This is a genomic window from Leuconostoc carnosum (genome assembly GCF_014207505.1).
Taxonomy (GTDB): Bacteria; Bacillota; Bacilli; order Lactobacillales; family Lactobacillaceae; genus Leuconostoc; species Leuconostoc carnosum.
This window is the reverse complement of the sequence record NZ_JACHGL010000001.1, coordinates 87,523-110,718: the sequence shown is the minus strand read 5'-3', so window position 1 is coordinate 110,718 and position 23,196 is coordinate 87,523. Positions and strand designations below refer to the sequence as shown.

The window sequence follows — 23,196 nt, the reverse complement described above, 5'->3', positions numbered from 1 at the left end:
TTTACTTTGTTTCCTTTTTATTATCGCGACTTACTAATAATGCTGTCACATTATCAGGGGCACCATTGGCATTAGCAACTTGAATAAGCTTACAAGCACGGTCATCTAACGATGTCTGTTCACGCATAACTTCCTTCACTTTGGTTGCCTCAACGACTTTAGGAATACCATCCGAAGTCAAAAATAGCATATCATCTGCTACAAAGTCACGCTGACTAATCTCAATATCAGCGCGACGATCGAAACCTAAAAAGCGTGTTAGACTTTTAGCATTTTCACTATTTTGAGATTTTTGATCAAAAACCTTACCCGTGCGCCACATCTCATTTTCGAGATTATGATCAAAAGATAGCTGCGCTAACTGGTCATCATGTAATAAAAAAGCCTTGGAGTCACCTAAGTTACCAATAACGACTTGATCATCAAATAAAACAGCCAAAACAAATGTTGTTGCCATCTTTTTTAGGTCGTCAAACCGTTCTCCAGCTTGTAAAATGGCGTCATTTTCCAACGACGTCATTTTTCTTAACCAATCATTGATTGGTGCAATTGTTTCAATTGTTGTTTTTGTCCAAGCATTACCAAAATGCTCTACAGCCATGGCGCTAGCAACATCACCACCTTCAGTTGATGTCACACCATCTGCTACCATGACCATAACACGTCCTACTTGGTTAGTAAAAGCCCCAACGTAGTCTTGATTTTCGCTACGTCGCGCGCCTGGATCAGTATAAAAAGCTACTTGCATATAATTATTTTTAACCATTACATTTATTTTTTAATAATAAACACGATCTAACAGAAAATATTTATTTTTTTCGGAGTGTAGCCACGAAAAAACCGTCCGTATGGTAATCATTTGGATACACATGCAACACGTCTTCTGATCGATCTGCTTTTAAATTGTAAACTGTCTGTGTTGGCACAAGTTCAAATTCTGGATGTGTGTTTACAAACTTTGTCACAACATCGTCATTTTCTTGACGTAGAATTGTACATGTACTGTAAACTATCATACCATTATCGGCTATGCTTTTGCTAACTGAGTCTAGTATCTCTAATTGCAAACGTGATAAATTTTGTACATCTTCTAATGTTTTATCATACCTAATCTCAGGCTTGCGACGTAATAAACCAAAACCAGAACATGGTGCATCTACCAAAATACGATCAAATTTTGTCTCTATTTTTTCATGCACTTGTCGTGCATCCAAAACACGTGCATCAATTTTACCATCAACATGTAGCCTTTTAGCATTGTTTTCAATTAATTTTATTTTATGTGCGTGAACATCAAGTGCTGTAATTTTGGCATCATCCGCAATATATTGTGCTATTTGAGTTGCTTTTCCCCCTGGTGCTGCAGCGGCATCTAAAACTTGTTTAACATCTGCCGTCAGTTGCATACTTTCTACAGGAAGCATAGCACTTTCATCTTGAATAGTTAATAAACCATCATGGTAAGCCTTTGAACTGGCGACATGCCCACCAGATACGACATAAGCATGTGCTGCTACAACTGATTTAATAGCTGTAAACCCTTCTGTTTCTAAACTCGTCACCACATCTTCATCAGTCGCTAATAACGTATTAACTCTTATTGATTGGCTCGGTGCGTCGTTAATAGATTCAATCATCTCACGTGTAGCTATCTCACCATTTTGTTTAATTAATTCTTGAATAAGCCACGTGGGTAAACTTGCTTCTATAGATAAACGGTTAATTGGATCCTCTATCTGCGCTATATCACGTAATCCTTGACGTTGAATGTTATGTAGAATTGCTGTAACAAATTTACCAGTGCCCACGTGTCCTAAAACTTTTGCAGCTTCAATCGATTCGTTAAAAACCGCATGCTGTGGTACTTTATCCAGATATTCCATCTGAAAAAGCGCTGTATAAAGTAATTCACGAACCCATGGATTAATCTTCTTTCCACCAATAAATGGTTCTAACCAATATTCAAAAGTCAATCGATGTTGGATAACACCATAAACTAATGTAGTCAGCAATCGTTTATCGGCCTCATTTAATTTATGTTGATTAATCACTTGATTAAGTTGTAAGTTGGAATAAGCGCCATTTTTAATCTTAGCTAACGTTTGTACTGCAAGTACACGTGGATTATCACTATAAACACGTTTATCACTCATTAATTGGCTCCTCTGCCCATATATCACCATTTTGCAACTGCCCACCAATACCATTCAGATAAGCATTAATCGCCATCTCAGATTTACCAGCTGGCTGTATCCTATCAATACGAAGTACTGTCTGATTAGCTGCTGCAATTTTTAGATTTTTTTTAGATTTTTCAACCACACGACCAGGTTCAAGCATTGTTACTTCATCAAGTGGTGTCACTTGAATGAGTTTAATACGTTGTCCGCCAACACGAACATATGCTGGATGTGTTGGATACAGACCGCGCACATGCCAATCTAGTTGCTGGGCTGTTTCTGCATTAAAGTTCAAATTTTGTAATTGATGCGGAATATTTGGAGAAAATGTTACTTTGTCTTCATCCTGTTGAACAGGTGAAATATCACCTGATGCAATTTTAGGTAGCTGTGTCAATACCAAATCCCGACCAATAAGACTTAGCTTTTCAAACATTGTGCCAACATTATCTATTGATGTAATTGGTACTTTAGCAACAGCAATCACATCCCCAGCATCCATCTTTTTAACCATATACATCAAAGAAACACCTGTTTCTTGATCACCATTCATAATTGCGTAATGTACAGGCGCACCACCACGATATTTTGGTAACAATGAGGCGTGTGTGTTTACGGCAGCTATTTTAGCTGCATTTAATAATTTTGTTGGTAAAAACTGGCCAAAAGCAGCAGTCACAATAAAATCAGGTGCCATATCGATCACTTGTTGCATTTCATCAGATCCACTAATTTTTTCAGGCTGTAAGACTTTTAAACCATGCGCCAAAGCCGCTACTTTCACTGGACTTGGTGTCATCAGATGTTTGCGACCTTGTGGTCGATCCGGCTGTGTCACCACAGCCTTAAGATCATACCTGTCATCAGCCATTAACCCTTCCAAGATTGGCACGGCAAATTGTGGGGTGCCCATTAATACAATTGAAAATGTCATGGTCTTTCCTCTTTCTACTTAGCAACTAACACATCATTATGTTGTCCAACATTAATAAAATATGATATCACTAAAAAATACTCGTTCAACCGAGTATTTAACTCTATTTATTATAACATAGAATATTGTCATGGATTTGTCACATAAAGGAGACTGGTTCACGATCAATACTTAACTTGAAGCCATCTTTAGCTTTTTGTGACCGATCTTGTAATTCTTGTAAGTGTTCATCCATTGCATCACGTTGTTTGAACTTTAAAATAATTTGAAAATAATAACGATTTCGCATTTTTGCAATTGGTTTAGGAGAAGGTCCTAGAATAATGATGTCACTGCCGGCTTGCTTTTTTAACCAACGAGCAATTTGTAACATCTGTTTGGCTGCTTCATTTTCATCAGCGTGGCTCGCTTGAATTTGAACTGTGTAATAGTATGGTGCATAATTACCTGCATGACGTACTGCCATTTCTTGGCGATAGAACCCTTCATAATCGTGATGCTTGGCATAGGCAATTGCATAATGCTCTGGATTAAAAGTTTGCACAAGGACTTCACCAGCTTTTTGTGCCCGACCAGCACGACCACTAACCTGGGTAATGAGCTGAAAAGTTCGTTCACTAGCATGAAAATCAGGTAGACCGAGTGCTGTATCTGCATTCAAAACGCCAACCAAGGTAACATCAGGAAAATCTAATCCTTTGGCAATCATCTGTGTACCTAACAAAATATCTGCTTGATGATCACCAAATTTTTGCAACAATTTGTCCATACTGCCCTTTTTACGAGTAGTATCTTGATCCATGCGTAAAACACGTGCCTCAGGTAACCACTCTGCTAATTCTTGTTCCACTTTTTCAGTACCCGTCCCATAATAACGAATCCTTTTGGACCCACAATTCGCACATATTGTCGGTATCGGTTCTTCATGACCACAATAGTGACATTTCAAAGTATGTGAATCCATATGTAGTGTCATGGCTAAATTACAATTTGGATCTCTAGGCACAAATCCACAATCACGACACATGACAAAACTTGAAAATCCACGTCGATTTAACATGAGTACAGATTGCTCGCCTTTATGAAGCCGATCTAAAAGTTTCTTTTTTAGTTGATCAGAAAAAATTGTTTCTGGACCGTTAACCAAAGTTTCTTTCATATCAATAATCTCAACAGCAGGTAATTGTGCTTTTCCTGCACGTTGAGTTAATCTTAGTAATGTATAAATACCACGTTGCGCACGCGCACGGCTTTCCAGAGACGGCGTTGCAGATCCTAAAATAACTGGGATTTGATAGTATTCACCACGCCAAAGCGCAACATCACGCGCATTATACCGAGGATTGTCTGTCTGCTTATAAGTTACTTCATGTTCTTCATCGACGATAATTAAGCCAATATTATCCAATGGTGCAAAAACAGCCGATCGTGCACCAACGACAATTTTAACGTCACCGCGTTCTATCCGTCGCCACTCATCATATCTTTCGCCATCTGATAAGCCAGAATGTAATACTGCTGTTTGCGCACCAAAACGAGATTTTACACGTCGCACCATTTGCGGTGTTAAAGCAATTTCAGGTACCAAAAATAAAACTGTTCGCCCTTGTTTGAAAACATGATGAGCAGCTTGTAAATAGACTTCGGTTTTTCCAGAACCCGTGATACCTTCAAGTAAAAAGGGCTGAAACCGACCACTATCAAACGTGCCAGTGATCTGCTCATAAGCATTTCTCTGCTCATCATTTAAAGGTAATGGCTCAGTAGGTGAAATATCGGTAGTCGCAAAGGGATCCCGCAACAACTCGACTTGAGTTATGTAGCACCACTTTTTTTCGACAGCTTGGCGTATCACGGCATCACTGACATCAAGTACTTCTTGCAGTTCTTTTTTGACCCAAGTTTCACCAAAATGCCCCAGAATAAAAGTCAGTAACTTGTGTTGCTGTTTGGCTGACTGCCTCAAGTTTTGCAATTCATTTTCCAAAAATTCAATATCTTCACCAAATTGATAAGCACGTTGCGTTTTAATTTTGGCACGATTAGCCACAGTCACAGCAACATCAATTTTATGTTCCCGCCGTAATTTAGATAATAGGGCGATATCCTGTTCACCAAAATCTGACGCATTGTAAGTCATTTGCTCAAGACCTTTAAATAAACGATTGGCTACATCATCATCAACTTCATCTATAATTGATAATACACGTTCGTAATTGGCTTTCAAGGCATTTGGTAACATAGTTTGTAAAATTGAAATACGAAAAGCAAACGTCTCCTGCGCTAAATAATCAGATAAATTAAGTAATTCTGTGTTTAATACAGGGGTCAAATCAAGTACTTTTGTAATGAGACGTAACTGGCTTATTGGTATGTCTGTTGTTGCTCGTAATCCCACAACAAACCCCATAACGTGACGATGACCAAAAGGCACATCAACACGCATACCTGGTTGTAAAGTATTAGTCATACTTTCAGGCACAAGATAAGTGTACGGTTTGTTTGTTTGCATCGTTGGTACGTCAACGATGATTTGTGCATAGTAAAGTTCCTTCATATTATTATTATACCAAACCTGTCTAGCCCTTGAATTTATCTTACCTCAACAGATGCCACTATTAATTAAATCCACAAAAAAATCGATCAATCGACCGATTTTTTGTTTACATATGCGCCTCAATCCATTCCCATACTTGATCTTTACCATATTTTGTTTCAGATGAAAAGAATTGAAAATCACTATCTTCATCATCAAAACCTAATATGCGCTTGATATTAGCTTCATATTTATTAAATTTACTTTTTGATATTTTATCTGACTTTGTTGCCACAATCAAAATTGGAATATTATAATAATGTAACCATTCATACATTGATACATCATCTTCACTTGGATCGTGACGCGCATCAACTAAGCTCACAACGCCACGTAACTGCTTACGTGAAGTAATATACTCCTCAATCATACGACCAAATTCTTCTCGTTGTTTCTTAGAAACTTTGGCATAGCCATAACCTGGAACATCGACAAAATACAATTGATCTTCTACATTGTAAAAATTCAATGTTTGTGTTTTGCCGGGTTGTGATGAGGTACGAGCAAAATTTTTACGTTGAATTAGTGTGTTAGTCAATGAAGACTTGCCAACATTAGACCGACCTACTAGGGCAATCTCTGGCTTGCCATCCGTTGGGTATTGTGCTGCCGAAACTGCACTCATCACCATATCAACATTGTGTACATCCATTATTGAGCCGCCTTTTTCAAATGTAATTCTGGTTGCGCCTGATCAGTCACACTAGCCTTGGTAATGATAACTTTAGCTACATCGTCACGACTTGGAATATCAAACATGACGTTCTTCATCACATTTTCGATAATTGAGCGCAGTCCACGCGCACCAGTGTGACGCTTAATTGCCAGTTCAGCCATTGCTTCCAATGCATCTGGTTGAAATGATAATTCGACATCATCAAGCCCTAATAACGCTGTATATTGCTTAATCAAAGCGTTTTTAGGTTCAGTAAGTATACGTGTTAAATCTTCTACCGTTAACTCATCAAGTACCGTGACAATAGGCAATCGACCAATAAATTCTGGAATTAAGCCAAACTTGGTCATATCTTCTGGTTGCACGTGCTCTAAAATATTTTCAGAATTCAAAGCAACAGCATTTTCATTTGCATCAGAACCGAAGCCAATTACACGTTCGCCCAAGCGTTCTTTGATAATCGTATCAATACCAGCAAAGGCACCACCAACAATGAACAAAATATTCGTTGTATCAACTGCAATTAATTCTTGTTGTGGATGCTTACGTCCACCTTGTGGTGGTACACTAGCAGTTGTGCCTTCCAACATTTTCAATAACGCTTGTTGGACACCTTCACCTGAAACGTCACGAGTGATTGACACATTTTCAGATTTTTTGGCAATTTTATCAATTTCATCAACGTAAATAATACCACGTTCCGCTGATTCAACATTAAAATCAGCAGCCTGCAATAACTTTAAAATAATGTTTTCTACATCTTCACCAACATATCCGGCTTCCGTCAAGGTAGTTGCATCAGCAATTGCAAACGGCACGTTCAAAATACGCGCTAAACTCTGAGCCAAATAAGTTTTACCGGATCCAGTGGGTCCAATTAAAGCAATGTTTGATTTTTGTAATTCGACATCTGTTGTTGGTGCAAAATTTTCATTAATTCGCTTATAGTGATTATAAACTGCTACAGCCAATGTTTTTTTGGCATCTTCTTGACCAATAACATAATCGTTTAACTCGTCAACAATTTGATGAGGTGTAGGTAAAGATAATACTGTAGCTGCTTGATCAGCCGTCAATTCTTCGTCAATAATATTTTGGGCCAATGTCACACATTCATTACAAATATAAACGCCATTTGGACCAGCCACAATCTTTTTTACTTCACTAGCAGACTTGCCACAAAAGCTGCAATATATTTCTTCTTCTAAACCTGGTTTTTGTGCCATTTTTTGCTTCCTTCTAATTTTTTAGTCTATCAAAGACTGTTGAAATTACATACCCTCTTATTTTAACAGATAATTAGCTCGCTACCTACTCCTAACTTTAAATACCAATCAATTATTCACTACAGTACTATTTTGCTTTTAAAGGTAAATAAAAAAAGCCTAATGGCTTATTCTATTTACTTCAATTATTAAACTGCTTTTGCTGAATCAGTAACTTTATTAACTGCTTCACGCATCGCAATATCATGCTTCAACAATGACTCAGATAATGTCGCACGTACTTGAGCTTCATCCATGTTGTATTGTGTAGCCAAATTCTTAATTTCTTCAGTTACTTGTGCTTCAGTTGGTTCAATACCTTCAGCATTAACGATTGCTTCAATTACCAAGTTTGTCTTAACACGTGTTGCTGCACCTTCTTCGAATTGCTTGTGCAAATCATCTTCAGTTTGACCTGAAATTTGGAAGAACATCTCACGTGAAATACCTTGTTGTTGCAATTGTGCCAAGTATTGATCCATTTGACGATGAACATCTTCATCAATCATAGTTTCAGGAATATTGTCACCGTCAACAGATGCATTTTCAACTGCCTTAGCGATAACAGCATCTTCAAAAGCTTCTTTAGCAGCTGAAGCTTTGTCATCTGCCAACTTCTTAGATGTCTTTTCCTTCAATTCTGCTAATGTTTCAACTTCTTCATCAACATCCTTAGCAAATTCATCATCTAATTCAGGCAATTCCTTACGCTTCAATTCATGAATTTTAACTTCAAACAAAGCTTCTTTACCTGCTAAATCAGCCGCTTGATAGTCTGCAGGGAATGTTACCTTAACATCAACATCTTCACCTGCTGAATGACCAACCAATTGTTCTTCAAAGCCAGGAATGAATTGTCCTGAACCTAATTCTAATGAGAAGTCATTAGATTGACCGCCATCAAAATGGTCGCCATCAACCGAACCGTCAAAATCAATAACAACTGTATCGCCATTTTCAGCTTTAACTTCAGATTCTTGCAAAACTAATTCAGCTTGACCGTCTTGCAAACGCTTAATTTCTGCATCAACATCGCTATCTGAAACTTCTGTATCTTCAGCTGGTACTTCAAGATTCAAGTATTCACCAAGCTTGATTTCAGGTGCTGTTGTAATTTCAGCCTTCATTGTCCAATCTTCACCTTTGTTCATTGACACAGGTTCGATATTAGGACGTCCAACCGGTGTTACACCAGCTTCTTCCACAGCGGCTTCATATGCTGCTGGCAAAACGATATCCATTGTTTGTTGGTATAATGCTTCTTCTCCAAATTTTGAGAAAAATAATGCCTTAGTTACTTTACCCTTACGGAATCCAGGGATAGAAACTTCGTTCTTATTCTGTTGAAAAGCTTTTTCTAAACCTGCTTCAACTTGTGCGCGTGAAATTTCAAATTCTAATGTGCCTTGGTTCTTTTGATCCGCAGCTGGTGTCCAGTTAGACATTGTAAGTCCTCCAAATGTTTTAAATACCTTTTAATTTTATCTTAAAAACCACTAAATCACAACATTTTTATCTTATTTGTTACAAGTAATTAATATATGAGCATAAAACGTTCAAATATCAGACTCATAGATTAATTTGGATTTAGACACCTAGAAAAATATTATTACCTTGCTTAAGTCAGATTTTTCCAGCTCAGCAAAGATACTTTATTATTGCGCTAAGCGGTAAACGTAATAATAGGGATAGTTATTTTTAGCAGCGTATTGATTATACAAGACTTCCTGCACAGCTGTTCCTTTTTGCCCTTGAGTTATGTAGCATGTTGAGATGAACAGTGGGTTTCCCAAGTTATTCGTTATGATACCAATATGACCCGCTCCGCCATTACTATGACCTTGTTGACCCCAGATAACAATATCTCCACGTTTTGACATCCAACCATTGCGATCATTGTTATCAATGAGTTGATAAACGTTCTCTTTCAAGTAATCATGGATCGCCTCGGTATTATACAACCATGTATATGGTGTTCCACCAGCGTCACGAATAGCTTGTACAACCGAACCAGAACAATCAGCTGTTCCGTCTGCCCCATTACGAGAACCATACATTGAATAAGTTAGTTTGCCTTTACGACTTTCGAACCAGTTGATTAATTTGTTCGTGTCAACTTTTAAGTTAACCTTGTTACTCTGTAAATCTTGTTCGAGTACATTTTTAATTACCACACCATTATTAAGTTTAATCGTGTACTTCCAATTTGAGTGTGAATGTTGTTCGGATGCGGCATCAATTATTTTGACATTTTGCCCAACATATTTTTTCAAGTCATGATGACCATTAACTGATTGATCAGCATTACTAACAATATATGCGTTAGCACCTTTTGCGTATTTAGCAGTGCCAAGATTTTTAGATTTAATTGAATCTGAATCACCATCTTTGTTGAAATGATAAATTTTATCACCAATAGTCACTGATTGATTACGTACTTGTTTAAAGTCAGAACCATAATATTCAATACCTGTCTGACTATAGTGACGCAGACCTTTAAAAGCATCGCCATTGGCTTTCATATAATAATATGTGTTACCAGTACGGACATAACTATCTCGAATTTGCTTATGATTCGTGGCATAATACTCCATATTTGAACCATAATGGCGAACACCAGTCATGGCATAACCATTGTGGTCAAAGAACATTAGTGCCCCATTTATCCAAGCGTAATTATTACGCACTTGCTTATAGCCAGTATTGTAATATTCAAGCTTACCTTTGACTGTACGTGTGCCTTTAATTGCATCGCCGTTATGACTGAAATAGTATCTTGACGCGTTGGCAGTCGCGTAATTATTTCGAACCTGTTTGAAATCAGAACCATAATATTCCAAACCTGTTTTACTATACTGACGTAGTCCCTTGAAAGCATCACCATTAGCCTTCATATAATAATATGTATTACCAGTACGGATATAATTATTTCGAACTTGTTTATGGTTAACATCATAATATTCCATATTTGAACCATAATGGCGAACACCAGTCATGGCATAACCGTTACCATCAAAATACATTAATGATTGATTTATCCAAGCGTAATTGTTACGCACTTGAACATGATTGGTACCGTAAAATTCTAAGTGACCATTGGTTTTTCGTGACCCTTTAAACGCATCACCATTCCCAGTTAGATAATATTTTGAACCACCCACAGTTGCGTAGTTATTTCGTATTTGTTTGAAATCAGGACTATATACTTCAACGCCGCCGTTATAATGCCTCACACCCGTTAAAGCATGACCATCTGCTTTATCGAAAAACATTAATGATCCGTTAATCCAAACATAACCGTATTTCATTTGACCAGACTTGACGTCATAAAATACCGTCTTATGTGCAAGTTTCGTCAGGCCTTTCGACTGCGCACCATTACTGGTAAAATTATACCAGTGACCGCCAATCTTTTTTTCACCAACGACATGCTTACCATTAACATAATACTTGGTTGCGCCATCTTCCTTTGACCAACCATCCTTATGTACTGGTTTATTGGTGTAACGTTGTAAATCTTGTTCTAAAACCTTGTCTATCACAACGCCGTTGTCTAAAGTGAGTTGATAATAAAAACTTGATGATGACTGATGAAATCGTGTTATTTTGGTTACTTTGCCACCAATACCTTGATATATCGTAATATTTTTAGCGTCACCATTATACTTAGCATTTTTCTTAATCTCAACGCGATTATTGATACCAAACACATTTGTTTTAATAAAAGCACTGACACCTTGTTCTAATACGTTAGACACAACAACACCGTTATCTAATTTAATATTGTACACATAATTTGAATTACCATGTTTTTGAGCTGTCGCTTTAGTCACTACACCTGATTGGTTAGCATAACTACTTAATCGTACACCATTTGATGTTTTCGTAGCAGCGGTCAACGTCACTACAGAACCGGTTTTAAATTTAGACTGCGGTATTTGAACAGATCGTGTGGATACTGTTGCGCTAGAATGTGTACTTTGTTTCGTAGTATCTCTCGAAACTGAATGTTGCTGTTCTACAATTGAACTTAACGATTTTGTGCGCGATACCTGTGAATCATCACTCGAACTTGATGTCTTGGTGCTTGATACCTGTGAAGTATGACTCGAACTTGACGATGACATCACACTCGAAGTTTGTGTTTTTGATGAACGCACTTTATTTTCATCAGCGTTAACAGTAGACAGGCTACCTAAAATGCCACCGATGATTACTGTTGAAACGAGCAGTTCTTTCACTCGTAATTTCTTATTTATCAAAACAAGAAAATCTCCATTTTTCCATCTCACGTCTGACGTGATTTCTTATAACATACATATTTTACCATAACTGTCATTCGTTTAAACTTTTATTATAGAAATATCTGCCATATATAAAAAAGGCGTATAACCGCCTTTTTTATTGATAGGATGTGCTTCTACCAACTTCATAATTTTAACCTTTTAAATATTTTACTTAGTTTGAACCTTATTGATCTGACACACACATCTGAAGTATGTATATCACCATATATTTGACTTAATATTAAACTTACAAATGCTTAATATTAAATCCTGTCTTCTCTTGAATGGCATCAAGCGCTTGTAAATACCTGGCATAATAACCATACGGATCTTCACTATCACCTTTAGCATCAAGTAAAACAACTTTGTCCATAAAGCCATATTGCGCAATAACTCGTAACAATTTGTTATGAAACTCCCAACGTGAATCATGATCAGCAGTCCCCATATTTCGAAAACCATCATCGACGTATGGTGTAACTGGTGGAATAACTAAAATCAAATCAATTAATTCTTCATCAATTGTATTATCAAATAATGGTTGTAATTGTGCGTTATCTGCTTCGTTTAACCACATATCTGCATAAACTTTTGTAACCATTGCATCAGTATCAAAAATAGTTAATCCATTATTAGCTGGTGAATTAATTTCTTGAGAGTTCGCATCATATTGCCCTTGGATTAGCCGAATATAGTCCTTAACCACCAATTCATCATCACTGACATTAGATCGTTCTTGATATTCACGAGCATATTCTTCAGAAAATGGTGAGTTACTCGTTCTTGCCAAACGTCGTACCAAAGTTGATTTACCTGTTGATGCCGAACCCATGACAGTTACTTTTTTAGTAAAGTGACGACGAAACACACGATTAATATAATCCCAGTTTGCTATGGGGCTTTTTCGGATTGCCGTTGCAGAAATTTTTAAGACAGTTCTATCCATCAAACTGACAGTGAACTGACCAGTTTGTGGCAGCCTTTTCTCCAATTCGTGCTTATAATTTTCTTCCCCAGTATAAAAAGTAATCTTAGCATCTGGATTCACAATATTGCGCTGAACGGTTGTCACCAAAATACGTGTCCACTCATCCCAACCATCAGGCATCTGCGGGATAGCATCTTCATTAATATAATCCACTTTAATAGCAGTTTCGTCACTAAATGCTTCACGCAAGTATCTAAAACGCTTTTCAACAGGTAATCCAATTTGGTACCCTCGGTCACCAGTATACCCAGAAGCAATCACAACGACACCATCATTTAACGCTGCCGCTTTATAAATTTCTGCTTGATGCCCAACGTGCATTGGTGCTAACGTACCAAAAAACACACCAATTTTGTCACCAACTAAGTCATCTTTGTATAAATTCCCTGCAAATGTTCTCATGTTAATAGCTACACATAGTACTGCGCCATCACGCAGTACTATACCTCACGCTTTCTTTGTTAGTTTTCGCCACTGAATAATACCATATATTGCGTTAACTGTCAGGGCTAAATTCATCCCCAACATTGCAAATGCACTCGGATCAGCATGTCCTGTCCAAGCACGCCCCCACAAAACAAGTTCCACAAGGTCAAACAGTAACCAAGCATACCAAGATTCTGCAAATTTAGCGGTCTGCAGAATTTGAGCACCCATTGAAATCGTTGTTGTCAAGCCGTCCATATAAGGTTGTCGTGAACCAGCTTGTTCTAAAATTAAGCCAACAATTGCCAGAATCACAATAAATACTGGTACGACAAACAACCACTGTTTGCGTGACATATATTTCGTTGTCACCACATCTTGGTTATCTTTTGCCACGTCTTTGTCTCGCTTCATATAGCCTAGCCAAGCCGCGACACCAACGAACTGCATGACGACCCAGAAAGCACTTAAGGCAACCTCACCAAATAATTGAGATTGAAAAGCTAAAGGCATATACATTGCCGAATAGACTAATCCCCAAAAATAGTTAGTAATGCGTCCCTTTGCCACTAATACAACCGTAATAATATTCATTAATCCAGTTGCTAAACCAAACCAATCATAATTATGATTGTGTGCTACACCTAATCCCCAAACTGTACTTTGTAAAGTAATTAAGACCAAAAAGAGAATCATCTCCGGTAACGTCCAACCAAATAATAACTCTTTGACAATATTTATAGGATTAAAATACCGCCAAAATTGGTTAATGCGCACATTCTTTTTCATTTTCATCGCTCCATATTGTATTTCATATAATTATAGCAATAATATCAATAAAATACTTTCAAAAACAGACTTTAAATCAAATAATCATTTGCACCATAGCACATACTAGGCAAATAATTCTAGATATTGGCTATATCCTTCTTTTTCAAGATCTTTTTTCGGCACAAAACGAAGACTCGCTGAATTAATACAGTAACGTAACCCACCTTTATCCACAGGACCGTCAGTAAACAAATGACCCAAATGAGAGCCTGCTTCGCTTGATGTGACTTCTGTCCTTGTCATACCTAGGGAGTGATCAACGTGCCGATTAATATTGTCATCATCAATACCCTTGGTAAAAGAAGGCCAGCCACAGCCAGAATCATATTTATCAATAGAACTAAATAGCGGTTCTCCACTGACAATATCCACAAAAATACCATCATCCCACCATTGATCATACTTACCTGTAAATGGTCGTTCCGTGGCAGCGTGTTGGGTCACTTCATATTCTTCTGATGTTAAGCGCTGCTTTAATTCGTCATCAGTATATTTTTTCATTTGTAGAGCCTCTCTTTCAGTTCGTTATCCGTATTGAAATTTGTCTTATTTGCAAAAAAAGCCGAACTTTCGTTCTGACTTCTTTAAATATTAATCTAAATTTGTAATCTCAGCGATTGCTTGTGCATAAATTGCTGTTGAACGGTACAAATCATTCAACAAAGCAAATTCGTTCACTTGATGCATGGTATCAGGTGAATCTGGGAACAACGCACCAAACGCAACCCCACGTTTCATCAAGCGACCATAAGTGCCACCACCAATAACTTGATCGTGTGCTGGCAGACCTGTTTGTTCATGATAAACACGCAACAATGTTTCAACAATTGGATCAGTTGGTGCCACATAATGTGGTTCTTGTGAATGACCACCAATGGTTGGTACCACTTGCCATCCATCCAAATGCGCTGATAACCCAGCAACAATTGTTTCTGGTGTTATACCCTTTGGATAGCGGAAATTAAAGTTGATAAATGTCTTTTCACCGACAACAAACTTTTGAATGCCTACGTTCATTGATAACGGTCCCATCACATCATCAGTATAATTAACACCAAATTTTTGACCGATTGTATCTTGATGAGCTGGTGTACCAAGATAAGTTAAGAATGATTTTGCCGTACCACCAAAATCAACATTTTGTAAGAAATTAGCCAAATATGTCCCAGCATTTTCGCCAGTCTCAGGCATAGCGCCATGAACCTGTTTGCCATTAACAAGGAAGTTAATCTGATCCCCATCAACATCACTTGTGCCAGAAATTTGTTCATTCTCATCTAAGAAAGTCGCAAAAGCACTTGTGAGCTCTGAAACTTGACTTGACCTGACAGTAGCACGTGCTCTACCAGGAACCATATTCGTCCTTGATCCCGCTTCAAAACTCAGCAAATCAACTGTGCCACCGTTTGTCGCGTCATCGTTAATTTCAACTTGTACATTTCCCTTTTCACCATTAATAATTGGATATTCTGCATCTGGTGAAAATCCAAATACTGGCGCTTCTTCGACTTCAAAATAGCGGGTCATGCATTTCCAGTCATTTTCCTCATCAGTACCGATGATTAAACGTACACGCCGTTTTAAAGGCACCTTTAAATCAGACAAAATTTTAAAGGCGTAATAAGCTGACATGCCTGGTCCTTTATCATCTGAAGCACCGCGGGCAATGATTTTGTCATTTCTTACTACCGGTGTAAACGGTTCTGTTTCCCAACCTTCACCAGCTGGCATTACATCAACATGAGACAAAATCGCAACATATTCGTCAGCATCTTTGGGACCAATTTCAATGTATCCTACAATATTATCAATATTTTTTGTTGTGAACCCATCACGTTCAGCAATAGCTAAGAATTTGTCCAAAGCAGCTTTAGGTCCTGGACCCAAAGGGGCGTCGGGTGTTGCCTTGGCATCATCACGAATTGATTCAACAGCCAACAGTGACTTTAAGTCTTCAATATAAGCAGCTTGACGCGAAGCTGTTTCTTTCTTCCAATCGATCGTCATATTTTTAGAAAACCCTTCCATTTATTAATATAACTCTCATTATACTGTTTGTTTCAATTATAGCAAGTATTCAGAGTTGATCATCACAAGCATCATTTATTGTCAAAAAAAGCCACCTTCGTAAAGGTGACAACTCATCATTTAAAATCTGAAATTAATTTACTTCTTGAGATTATCAACGCCGTCTTTAACAGCTTCAACAGCATCTTCTGCCTTGTCTTTCACAGTATCAGCAGCATCTGAAATCTTGTCTTTTGCTTTACCAAAAAATCCTTGTGCTTTACCTTCTGCTTCACGAGCCTTATCACCGGTAACTTTGCCTTCTACTTCTTTTGCCTTACCAGCAACCTTGTCCTTAGCATTATCAAACTTTTCATCAACTGACATAAACATGTTCTCCTTGAATTTTATTTGATGTTACACATATATTATATCATATTCTAATTGTTTTTGTGAATGCCCCATTTTAATCTCTGAATGCTTAATCTGCTGTCGTATAAATTTATCATCCTTTTAGATTCATTTGTAAAACGATATTTTGTGCTATAAAATGTAACTATATGAGAGAATATTATCATTTACCACGTGATATTATTTTTGTAATATTCAATTAATTCTATCCCGGCTTGATAAACAAGGAGTATAACAAATATGAAAAAGTTAACAGAAAATATTCTTTATCAGGTTATTAAAAAACGTCCCGAACAATCGTACAAAGGTACCTATGGTCGCGTATTAATTATTGGTGGTACCAAACAATTTGGTGGTGCAGCCATCATGAATGCTTTAGCTAGCGTCCATTCTGGCGCTGGTTTAGTAACAGTTGCAACTGATCCATCCAATTTTACAGCGCTACATAGCCACTTGCCTGAAGCAATGGTAATTAATTTTAACGACGACCTGATCCCGTATATTCAATCACACGACGTTATTCTTATTGGCTCTGGTCTTGGAGACCGTTTAGATTTAGTAAAAACGACTTTTGCAGCCGTTAGTGCCAAACAAATAATGATTGTTGATGGTTCTGCTTTAACATTGGTCGCAGCAAATCATCTGGTTTGGCCGATATCTCGATTAATTATTACCCCACATCAGATGGAATGGCAACGTGTTAGTGACGTGCCAATCAGTCAACAAACTTTTGAAGCTTTAAATTCTTCGGCACGAGCTCATTTTAACGTTAAACCAATCGTGGTGTTAAAACAATTTCACACGCAAATTTATACGGATAGTGGTAGCTTTGAACTCACAATTGGTGGCCCGTACCAAGCTACTGGTGGGATGGGTGACACCTTAGCAGGTATTATTGCCGGTTTTGTTGCACAATTTTCCAACACATCGCTAGCCGATAATGTTTTAGCTGCTGTTTACATTCATTCTGCAATTGCTGATGAATTAGCGCAACAATCATTTGTGACGCTACCGACACAAATCAGTGCTAAACTACCATATTTTATGAAAAAATACGCAAATTAAGCTGAACTGCAAGCATGTCAGTGCAATGATTTCTCCATACGTTCTATTTCTCAAATATGATAAACTATTCTTATCGACAATAAAAGGAAGAATATATGCAATTTATATCATGGAATATCGACTCAATTAACGCTGCTGTGGAACACAAATCTGCGCGCGGTGAAATGACATGGGAAACATTAACACATATTGCCTCACGTCAACCAGACGTCTTTGCCATCCAAGAAACTAAATTAAAAAATACTGGCATGACTAAAAAACAAGCTGAGGCAATTGCTAATCTATTTCCTGACTACGAACTCTACTGGCGTTCAAGCACGGCAAGGTCTGGTTATTCTGGTACGATGATATTATCGCGTCTAAAACCCATTAGTGTAGATTATCCCAGCATAGGTGCCCCAGGTGATATGGACCAAGAAGGCCGTATTATTACCCTAGAGTTTGAAAATTACTTTGTTTCAACAGTTTACACCCCAAACTCTGGCTCGTCACTCGTAAGACTCGATGATCGTGGGATGTGGGATGATGCTTATCGTGCCTACATACAATCTTTAGATGATCAAAAGCCCGTTATTTTCAGTGGCGATATGAATGTAGCTCACGAAGAGATTGATTTGAAAAATCCAAAAACAAACCGTCACTCAGCTGGATTTACAGATCAAGAACGTGAAAAATTCAGTCAATTACTCAAAGCTGGATTTACGGATACTTTGCGTTTTCAAAATCCAGAAATACCAAGCATTTATACTTGGTGGGCACAAATTAGTAAAACAAGTAAAATCAATAATTCAGGTTGGCGAATTGATTATTACCTCGTCAGTAATCGTATCGCTAATCAAATAGCAAATACTGGTGTGATAGATACTGGTGCACGCCAAGATCACGCCCCCATTCTACTCGAAATGGATTTTTAATTGATCATCATTTACCAAAAAATAAACTGTCATAATGACAGTTTATTTATTTTTCACAAAAGTTTTCAACTGATCTTCTCCGAAATGATGTGCCTCGTAAATTAAAATATTAGCTGCTGCCACCGCATCGTCTAATGCATTATGGTGATGAGCTAAAACAATACCCAAATTGCTAGTCACTGTATTGAGCTTGTGGTTTTCAAAATTTGGAAACAAGCGCCGGCTACTACGTACTGTATCTAATAACATGTAATGAGGTTCTTCTATGCCATAATAAGCCAATGTTCCCTTTAGCACACTATTATCAAATGTAGCATTATGTGCGACAATCAACTTGTCCTCGGTAAATAGCGGCGAAATTTTGTCCCATACTTCTGGAAATTTAGGTGCATTAGCAACGTCTTGTTCGTGTATGCCATTGATTGCAACATTACGTGAGCTAAAATAAGTCTCTGGTTTAATCAAACTATAAAATTTATCAACAATTTGACTATCACGAACAACTGCAATAGCAACTGAAACTGCCGAATGCTTTTCATGATTTGCCGTTTCAAAATCCATGGCAACAAAATTCATTTTATCCACTCCTTTGGCAACTTAAAGCCTCATTGATCCTGTTTCTATACTAACTGATTTACAGTTATTTATAGTACTTTTAACATGCGTTGTAATTCTGTTTTCCTACCATTTGGTAACTCGATGGCCGTCAGCTCACCGACATTTTTAAAGTCATATTTTTGGTACAGATGAATCGCAACCTGATTGTCAGTTTGTACATCAAGCCATAAACTTTCTAGTGACATTTGCTGCGCCCAATCAATTAGGGTATCCATAGACGCTTGCCCTAAACCTGCCCCTTGAAATTGTTGCAAAATTGCAATACCTAATTCACCATCAGTAATGGATGATATACCAACTGGTTGAGACATTTCATCTTGTTCTGCAATAAGAAGTAATGTAATCGCTGGCTGATGGGATATTTCAGGTTCATCTTGTCCTTGACGGACACTCCCAATCATAAAAGTATCCGTTTCTTGCATCAACAACTCAATTAGTGCTTGCCATGCTACAACACGTTGCATGCCAGCTTCCTCGAAGCTAAACGTTATCGGTTGTGTCATATCAAAAGGCATAGCTTTTCCTCAATATTTTCTGCCGATCCAATACCATGAACTTGAATAAAACGCACATCATCTTGTGCCCCTCTTGTAAAATTAAGCTCCAAACGATCTTTTGGTAGTAAATCTTTCATGTACTGTGGCCATTCAATCAATGTCACACCATCAGTACCAACATAGTCTTCAAAACCTTGATCTTGTGCACCAGTTTCTTCTAAACGGTAGGCATCAAAATGATAAATTGGGAAATCATTTGCTACATATGTATTCATTATGTTAAATGTTGGGCTTTTGACACGTGCATTCACACCTAATGCACGAGCAAATCCCTGAGTAAATGTTGTTTTCCCAGCGCCTAGATCCCCCGCCAAAGCGATTACCAAGCCTGGTTTGGCAAAACTAGCTACCTGCTGGGCGAAAGTTTGTGTTTCACTTGTATTGTTTGTCAAAATTTCTTTCATAAATTAATTATAGCACGGCTTTTATATTCTATTTTTGCTATAATGAATTTAATAATCTCAAAGGACATCAGCATGATTTATCCAGACGATTCACTCACACTACACACAGATTTATACCAAATCAATATGATTTACACGTACTGGCAGACAGGAATTGATCAAAAACCAGTTGTTTTTGAGGCCTATTTTCGACAAGAACCTTTTGGTAACGGTTTCGTTGTATTTGCTGGTTTGACACATGTCATTAGTTTTCTGGAAAAACTAAAGTTCAGTCAAACAGATTTGGCATATTTAAAAAGTTTAAACTTATATAGTGACGAATTTTTAAATTATCTTAAAAATTGGCGACTAACAGCAACATTGCGCGCGCCACATGAAGGTGAAATCATGTTTGCCCATGAGCCCCTGTTACAAATTGAAGGGCCACTCGTTGATGCACAATTACTCGAAACAGCTTTGCTTAATATGGTTAACTTTCAAACTTTGATTGCAACCAAGGCTGCGCGTGTTGTCACTGCTGCTCAAGGTGATCCACTCATGGAATTTGGTACACGACGAGCTCAAGAACTTGATGCTGCTCTCTGGGGTACACGTGCAGCTTATATCGGTGGCTTTGGCGCAACATCAAATGTACGCGCGGGTAAACTATTTAATATTCCCGTATCTGGGACACATGCACATGCTTTAGTACAAGCCTATCAAAATGACTATGCAGCATTTAAAGCCTATGCACAAACGCACAACGATGTCGTCTTCCTAGTTGATACGTTTGATACATTAAAGTCTGGTGTTCCTGCCGCTATTAAAGTCGCCAAAGAGCTGGGCGATAAAATTAATTTTCAAGGTATTCGTATTGACTCTGGTGACATGGTACTGCTATCAAATCGTGTTCGTGATATGCTCGATGCAGCTGGCTTTCCGCAAGCTAAGATTTATGCTTCGAATGATCTTGACGAATATACCATCACTGACTTAAAGCAACGCGGTGCCAAAATTGACGTTTGGGGTGTGGGTACAAAATTAATTACCGCTTTTGATCAACCAGCTCTTGGCGCGGTTTACAAAATGGTTAGCATTGATGGTAAAAACACAATTAAACTATCCAATGATATTGAAAAAATTTCAATTCCTGGAAAAAAGCAAATTTGGCGTCAACAAGATGCTGATATACTAACGTTTGCTAACGAAAATAATACTGGTCGCCCGATTCTACATGATATTTTTGTTAATGGTAAAAAACATTATGACATACCAGCGATTCAACAGATACAAGTCTATGCGAAACAATCCCTTGCAGCATTGCCGAATCGCTTTAAACAACTCATAAACCCAGCTATTTATCCAGTTACCTTGTCCGAAGAATTATCAGCTGCTAAATCATTAGCCATCACCAACATCCAACAAACAATGGAGGAAAACTAATATGCATGCATTACAGGCTCAAATCATTGCTGACCTTCATGTTCAACCTATAATTGATCCGAAATCAGAAGTACGACGTAGTATCAATTTTTTAAAAATTTATTTACAAAAAAATCCACAATATAAAAGTTACGTCATTGCCGTTAGTGGTGGACAAGATTCGACCTTAGCTGGTAAACTCGCTGCGCTAGCCGTAGATGAATTAAACAAAGAATCATCACTAAATGATGATTATCAGATTGTTGCTGTTCGTCAACCTTATGGTGAACAGTTAGATGAAGCTGATGCACTAGCAGCATTGAATTTTATTTCACCTGATGTGACCGTGACTACTAATATCAAAACAGCCACAGATGCGATGACTTTGGCTTTACGTGATAGTGGCTTGTCTGTAGACGATATGAGTCGTGGCTCAATCAAACCAAAAATGCGCATGATCGCACAATATGCAGTTGCTCGTGAACATAATGGTGTAGTTATTGGTACTGATCACGCTGCTGAAGCCTTCGCTGGTTTTTTTACAAAGTATGGTGATGGTGGTACAGATATCAATCCACTATGGCGTTTAAACAAGCGCCAAGGACGCCAAATGCTCGCTTATCTAGATGCGCCCGCCGAGTTATATGAAAAAATACCAACAGCAGACTTAGAAGACCAACGCCCTCAGCTACCTGATGAAGTCGCTCTTGGCGTAAGTTATGACCTCATTGATAATTATTTAGAAGGTAAGCAGATATCAACTGCAGCTGCCAATAAAATTGAGCAACTCTATCTCACTAGTGCACATAAGCGACATGAACCCATTACAATTTATGATACTTGGTTCTATTAACCCCTTTTCAGAAAATATTTGATCTTCACACTCCAATTTTAGAGGTTAACACATGACAAATGAAGCACCCGTTTGGGTTTATTATAAAAATATAGCAACGCAAGAAACCCTCCTAGAGCCTCATCGCCTGGATGGTAATATCGGTGAATCTTACATAATTAATACACCAGATCTGACAAATTATAAATATGTGGATAATTCTGGTGAATTATCTGGTGTTTTTGGTAACATGCCACAATCGCTTCAAATTTTTTATCAACCAGCATCTTGGCAGGCTGTTCACCGTGTGACTATGTATATTCACATGAAAAACGTTGTCGTAAGCTATGCGGCACCTGATGACTATAATCATGTCACAGCTAATCTAACCAATGATAGCTATTGGGCAACACCACTACGCGTGATCACTGGTAATGGTCAGTTCTGGTATCAAATTGGTGATCATAATTGGGTCCCTTACGACATCACATTGATGACATTATCTGATACAGCACCAAATATTGAAAATATTAATTATATTAAAGATGCAGAACTAGAGAATGATCAGCCAAATGCGATAGTTAATTTCTTGCCCGAACAATCAACAGAGGTTTTTGAATCTCCCTATGGTCTACCCATTGGTAGCGTCTTAGATGGTGATTTCGTTGCTATTACTACAGAACAGCATGATAAGAATCATTTAGTTTGGTATAAACTGGCGCACCATGGTTGGATTAACAGTATCTACATTGATAAAATATAAATAAAAATATGGCCTACTATATGTAGTGTAATGTGAACCCTT

21 protein-coding genes are annotated in these 23,196 nt (G+C 37.8%); 5 read left to right on the top strand and 16 right to left on the bottom strand.

Annotation, left to right across the window (positions count from 1 at the left end; genetic code table 11):
• Position 1: 1 nt before the first annotated feature.
• The 13 genes from HNQ98_RS00500 to HNQ98_RS00440 form a co-directional block, all read right to left on the bottom strand.
• Entirely contained in the window at positions 2–748 is a 747-nt protein-coding gene (locus tag HNQ98_RS00500; RefSeq protein ID WP_135197686.1) for a PP2C family protein-serine/threonine phosphatase, read from the bottom strand.
• 61 nt (positions 749–809) lie between these two features.
• Entirely contained in the window at positions 810–2,153 is a 1,344-nt protein-coding gene (rsmB, locus tag HNQ98_RS00495; RefSeq protein WP_135197607.1) for a 16S rRNA (cytosine(967)-C(5))-methyltransferase RsmB, read from the bottom strand.
• Positions 2,146–3,114: a methionyl-tRNA formyltransferase gene (fmt, locus tag HNQ98_RS00490; protein ID WP_135197608.1), complete on the bottom strand. Its 969-nt coding sequence runs from the start codon at positions 3,112–3,114 to the stop codon at positions 2,146–2,148. The genes rsmB and fmt overlap by 8 nt, the downstream gene beginning before the upstream one ends.
• Positions 3,115–3,253: 139 nt before the next feature.
• Complete coding sequence (priA, locus tag HNQ98_RS00485) at positions 3,254–5,671, bottom strand: primosomal protein N' (protein ID WP_135197609.1); 2,418 nt, start codon at positions 5,669–5,671, stop codon at positions 3,254–3,256.
• A gap of 106 nt (positions 5,672–5,777) precedes the next feature.
• On the bottom strand, positions 5,778–6,362 hold the full coding sequence (yihA, locus tag HNQ98_RS00480; RefSeq protein WP_014974610.1) for a ribosome biogenesis GTP-binding protein YihA/YsxC: 585 nt from the start codon (positions 6,360–6,362) through the stop codon (positions 5,778–5,780).
• The gene (gene clpX / locus HNQ98_RS00475) at positions 6,362–7,612 is read right to left on the bottom strand and encodes an ATP-dependent Clp protease ATP-binding subunit ClpX (RefSeq protein ID WP_014974611.1); all 1,251 of its coding nucleotides are present in this window, start codon (positions 7,610–7,612) and stop codon (positions 6,362–6,364) included. The genes yihA and clpX overlap by 1 nt, the downstream gene beginning before the upstream one ends.
• A 188-nt stretch (positions 7,613–7,800) precedes the next feature.
• Positions 7,801–9,096, bottom strand: coding sequence for a trigger factor (gene tig, locus HNQ98_RS00470; protein WP_135197610.1), 1,296 nt, complete (start codon positions 9,094–9,096; stop codon positions 7,801–7,803).
• Positions 9,097–9,306: 210 nt separating this feature from the next.
• Entirely contained in the window at positions 9,307–11,913 is a 2,607-nt protein-coding gene (locus HNQ98_RS00465; protein WP_135197611.1) for a peptidoglycan amidohydrolase family protein, read from the bottom strand.
• A 271-nt stretch (positions 11,914–12,184) separates the two neighbouring features.
• A complete protein-coding gene (locus HNQ98_RS00460) occupies positions 12,185–13,327 on the bottom strand; it encodes a nicotinamide-nucleotide adenylyltransferase (RefSeq protein ID WP_135197612.1) in 1,143 nt (380 codons plus the stop codon).
• Positions 13,328–13,372: 45 nt separating this feature from the next.
• A complete protein-coding gene (gene pnuC / locus HNQ98_RS00455) occupies positions 13,373–14,140 on the bottom strand; it encodes a nicotinamide riboside transporter PnuC (protein ID WP_014974615.1) in 768 nt (255 codons plus the stop codon).
• A 105-nt stretch (positions 14,141–14,245) separates the two neighbouring features.
• Positions 14,246–14,683: a peptide-methionine (R)-S-oxide reductase MsrB gene (gene msrB, locus HNQ98_RS00450; protein ID WP_135197614.1), complete on the bottom strand. Its 438-nt coding sequence runs from the start codon at positions 14,681–14,683 to the stop codon at positions 14,246–14,248.
• A gap of 90 nt (positions 14,684–14,773) precedes the next feature.
• Positions 14,774–16,189, bottom strand: a complete 1,416-nt coding sequence (pepV, locus tag HNQ98_RS00445) for a dipeptidase PepV (protein ID WP_135197615.1) — start codon at positions 16,187–16,189, stop codon at positions 14,774–14,776.
• Between the two features lie 159 nt (positions 16,190–16,348).
• Positions 16,349–16,576, bottom strand: a complete 228-nt coding sequence (locus HNQ98_RS00440; RefSeq protein WP_014974618.1) for a CsbD family protein — start codon at positions 16,574–16,576, stop codon at positions 16,349–16,351.
• A 264-nt stretch (positions 16,577–16,840) separates the two neighbouring features.
• Here HNQ98_RS00440 and HNQ98_RS00435 point away from each other — a divergent pair, with 264 nt between their 5' ends.
• Entirely contained in the window at positions 16,841–17,665 is an 825-nt protein-coding gene (locus HNQ98_RS00435) for an NAD(P)H-hydrate dehydratase (RefSeq protein WP_135197616.1), read from the top strand.
• A 95-nt stretch (positions 17,666–17,760) separates the two neighbouring features.
• Positions 17,761–18,579, top strand: coding sequence for an exodeoxyribonuclease III (locus tag HNQ98_RS00430; protein WP_135197617.1), 819 nt, complete (start codon positions 17,761–17,763; stop codon positions 18,577–18,579).
• A 42-nt stretch (positions 18,580–18,621) separates the two neighbouring features.
• Here HNQ98_RS00430 and HNQ98_RS00425 read toward each other — a convergent pair whose 3' ends face one another.
• The 3 genes from HNQ98_RS00425 to tsaE all read right to left on the bottom strand — a co-directional run bounded on the left by HNQ98_RS00425 (position 18,622) and on the right by tsaE (position 20,158).
• A complete protein-coding gene (locus HNQ98_RS00425) occupies positions 18,622–19,155 on the bottom strand; it encodes a 3'-5' exonuclease (protein ID WP_135197618.1) in 534 nt (177 codons plus the stop codon).
• 68 nt (positions 19,156–19,223) lie between these two features.
• The gene (locus tag HNQ98_RS00420) at positions 19,224–19,712 is read right to left on the bottom strand and encodes a GNAT family N-acetyltransferase (protein ID WP_135197619.1); all 489 of its coding nucleotides are present in this window, start codon (positions 19,710–19,712) and stop codon (positions 19,224–19,226) included.
• Positions 19,697–20,158: a tRNA (adenosine(37)-N6)-threonylcarbamoyltransferase complex ATPase subunit type 1 TsaE gene (gene tsaE, locus HNQ98_RS00415; RefSeq protein ID WP_135197620.1), complete on the bottom strand. Its 462-nt coding sequence runs from the start codon at positions 20,156–20,158 to the stop codon at positions 19,697–19,699. Before tsaE ends, HNQ98_RS00420 begins: the two co-directional genes overlap by 16 nt.
• Before the next feature lie 72 nt (positions 20,159–20,230).
• Here tsaE and pncB point away from each other — a divergent pair, with 72 nt between their 5' ends.
• From pncB to HNQ98_RS00400, 3 genes are read left to right on the top strand one after another with little or no spacing between them, the layout of a single operon-like run.
• A complete protein-coding gene (gene pncB / locus HNQ98_RS00410; RefSeq protein ID WP_135197621.1) occupies positions 20,231–21,580 on the top strand; it encodes a nicotinate phosphoribosyltransferase in 1,350 nt (449 codons plus the stop codon).
• 1 nt (position 21,581) lies between these two features.
• Positions 21,582–22,412 (top strand): NAD(+) synthase, encoded by an 831-nt coding sequence (nadE, locus tag HNQ98_RS00405; protein ID WP_135197622.1) that lies wholly within the window; start codon positions 21,582–21,584, stop codon positions 22,410–22,412.
• A gap of 52 nt (positions 22,413–22,464) precedes the next feature.
• Complete coding sequence (locus tag HNQ98_RS00400) at positions 22,465–23,154, top strand: MucBP domain-containing protein (RefSeq protein WP_135197623.1); 690 nt, start codon at positions 22,465–22,467, stop codon at positions 23,152–23,154.
• Positions 23,155–23,196: the final 42 nt, after the last annotated feature.

Excerpts from the sequence above, each read along its gene's own strand:
- HNQ98_RS00500 (WP_135197686.1), bottom strand. The coding sequence starts at position 748 with ATGCAAGTAGCTTTTTATACTGATCCAGGCGCGCGACGTAGCGAAAAT.
- rsmB (WP_135197607.1), bottom strand. The coding sequence starts at position 2,153 with ATGAGTGATAAACGTGTTTATAGTGATAATCCACGTGTACTTGCAGTA.
- fmt (WP_135197608.1), bottom strand. The coding sequence starts at position 3,114 with ATGACATTTTCAATTGTATTAATGGGCACCCCACAATTTGCCGTGCCA.
- priA (WP_135197609.1), bottom strand. The coding sequence starts at position 5,671 with ATGAAGGAACTTTACTATGCACAAATCATCGTTGACGTACCAACGATG.
- yihA (WP_014974610.1), bottom strand. The coding sequence starts at position 6,362 with ATGGATGTACACAATGTTGATATGGTGATGAGTGCAGTTTCGGCAGCA.
- clpX (WP_014974611.1), bottom strand. The coding sequence starts at position 7,612 with ATGGCACAAAAACCAGGTTTAGAAGAAGAAATATATTGCAGCTTTTGT.
- tig (WP_135197610.1), bottom strand. The coding sequence starts at position 9,096 with ATGTCTAACTGGACACCAGCTGCGGATCAAAAGAACCAAGGCACATTA.
- HNQ98_RS00460 (WP_135197612.1), bottom strand. The coding sequence starts at position 13,327 with ATGAGAACATTTGCAGGGAATTTATACAAAGATGACTTAGTTGGTGAC.
- pnuC (WP_014974615.1), bottom strand. The coding sequence starts at position 14,140 with ATGAAAAAGAATGTGCGCATTAACCAATTTTGGCGGTATTTTAATCCT.
- msrB (WP_135197614.1), bottom strand. The coding sequence starts at position 14,683 with ATGAAAAAATATACTGATGACGAATTAAAGCAGCGCTTAACATCAGAA.
- pepV (WP_135197615.1), bottom strand. The coding sequence starts at position 16,189 with ATGACGATCGATTGGAAGAAAGAAACAGCTTCGCGTCAAGCTGCTTAT.
- HNQ98_RS00440 (WP_014974618.1), bottom strand. The coding sequence starts at position 16,576 with ATGTCAGTTGATGAAAAGTTTGATAATGCTAAGGACAAGGTTGCTGGT.
- HNQ98_RS00435 (WP_135197616.1), top strand. The coding sequence starts at position 16,841 with ATGAAAAAGTTAACAGAAAATATTCTTTATCAGGTTATTAAAAAACGT.
- HNQ98_RS00430 (WP_135197617.1), top strand. The coding sequence starts at position 17,761 with ATGCAATTTATATCATGGAATATCGACTCAATTAACGCTGCTGTGGAA.
- HNQ98_RS00425 (WP_135197618.1), bottom strand. The coding sequence starts at position 19,155 with ATGAATTTTGTTGCCATGGATTTTGAAACGGCAAATCATGAAAAGCAT.
- HNQ98_RS00420 (WP_135197619.1), bottom strand. The coding sequence starts at position 19,712 with ATGCCTTTTGATATGACACAACCGATAACGTTTAGCTTCGAGGAAGCT.
- tsaE (WP_135197620.1), bottom strand. The coding sequence starts at position 20,158 with ATGAAAGAAATTTTGACAAACAATACAAGTGAAACACAAACTTTCGCC.
- pncB (WP_135197621.1), top strand. The coding sequence starts at position 20,231 with ATGATTTATCCAGACGATTCACTCACACTACACACAGATTTATACCAA.
- nadE (WP_135197622.1), top strand. The coding sequence starts at position 21,582 with ATGCATGCATTACAGGCTCAAATCATTGCTGACCTTCATGTTCAACCT.
- HNQ98_RS00400 (WP_135197623.1), top strand. The coding sequence starts at position 22,465 with ATGACAAATGAAGCACCCGTTTGGGTTTATTATAAAAATATAGCAACG.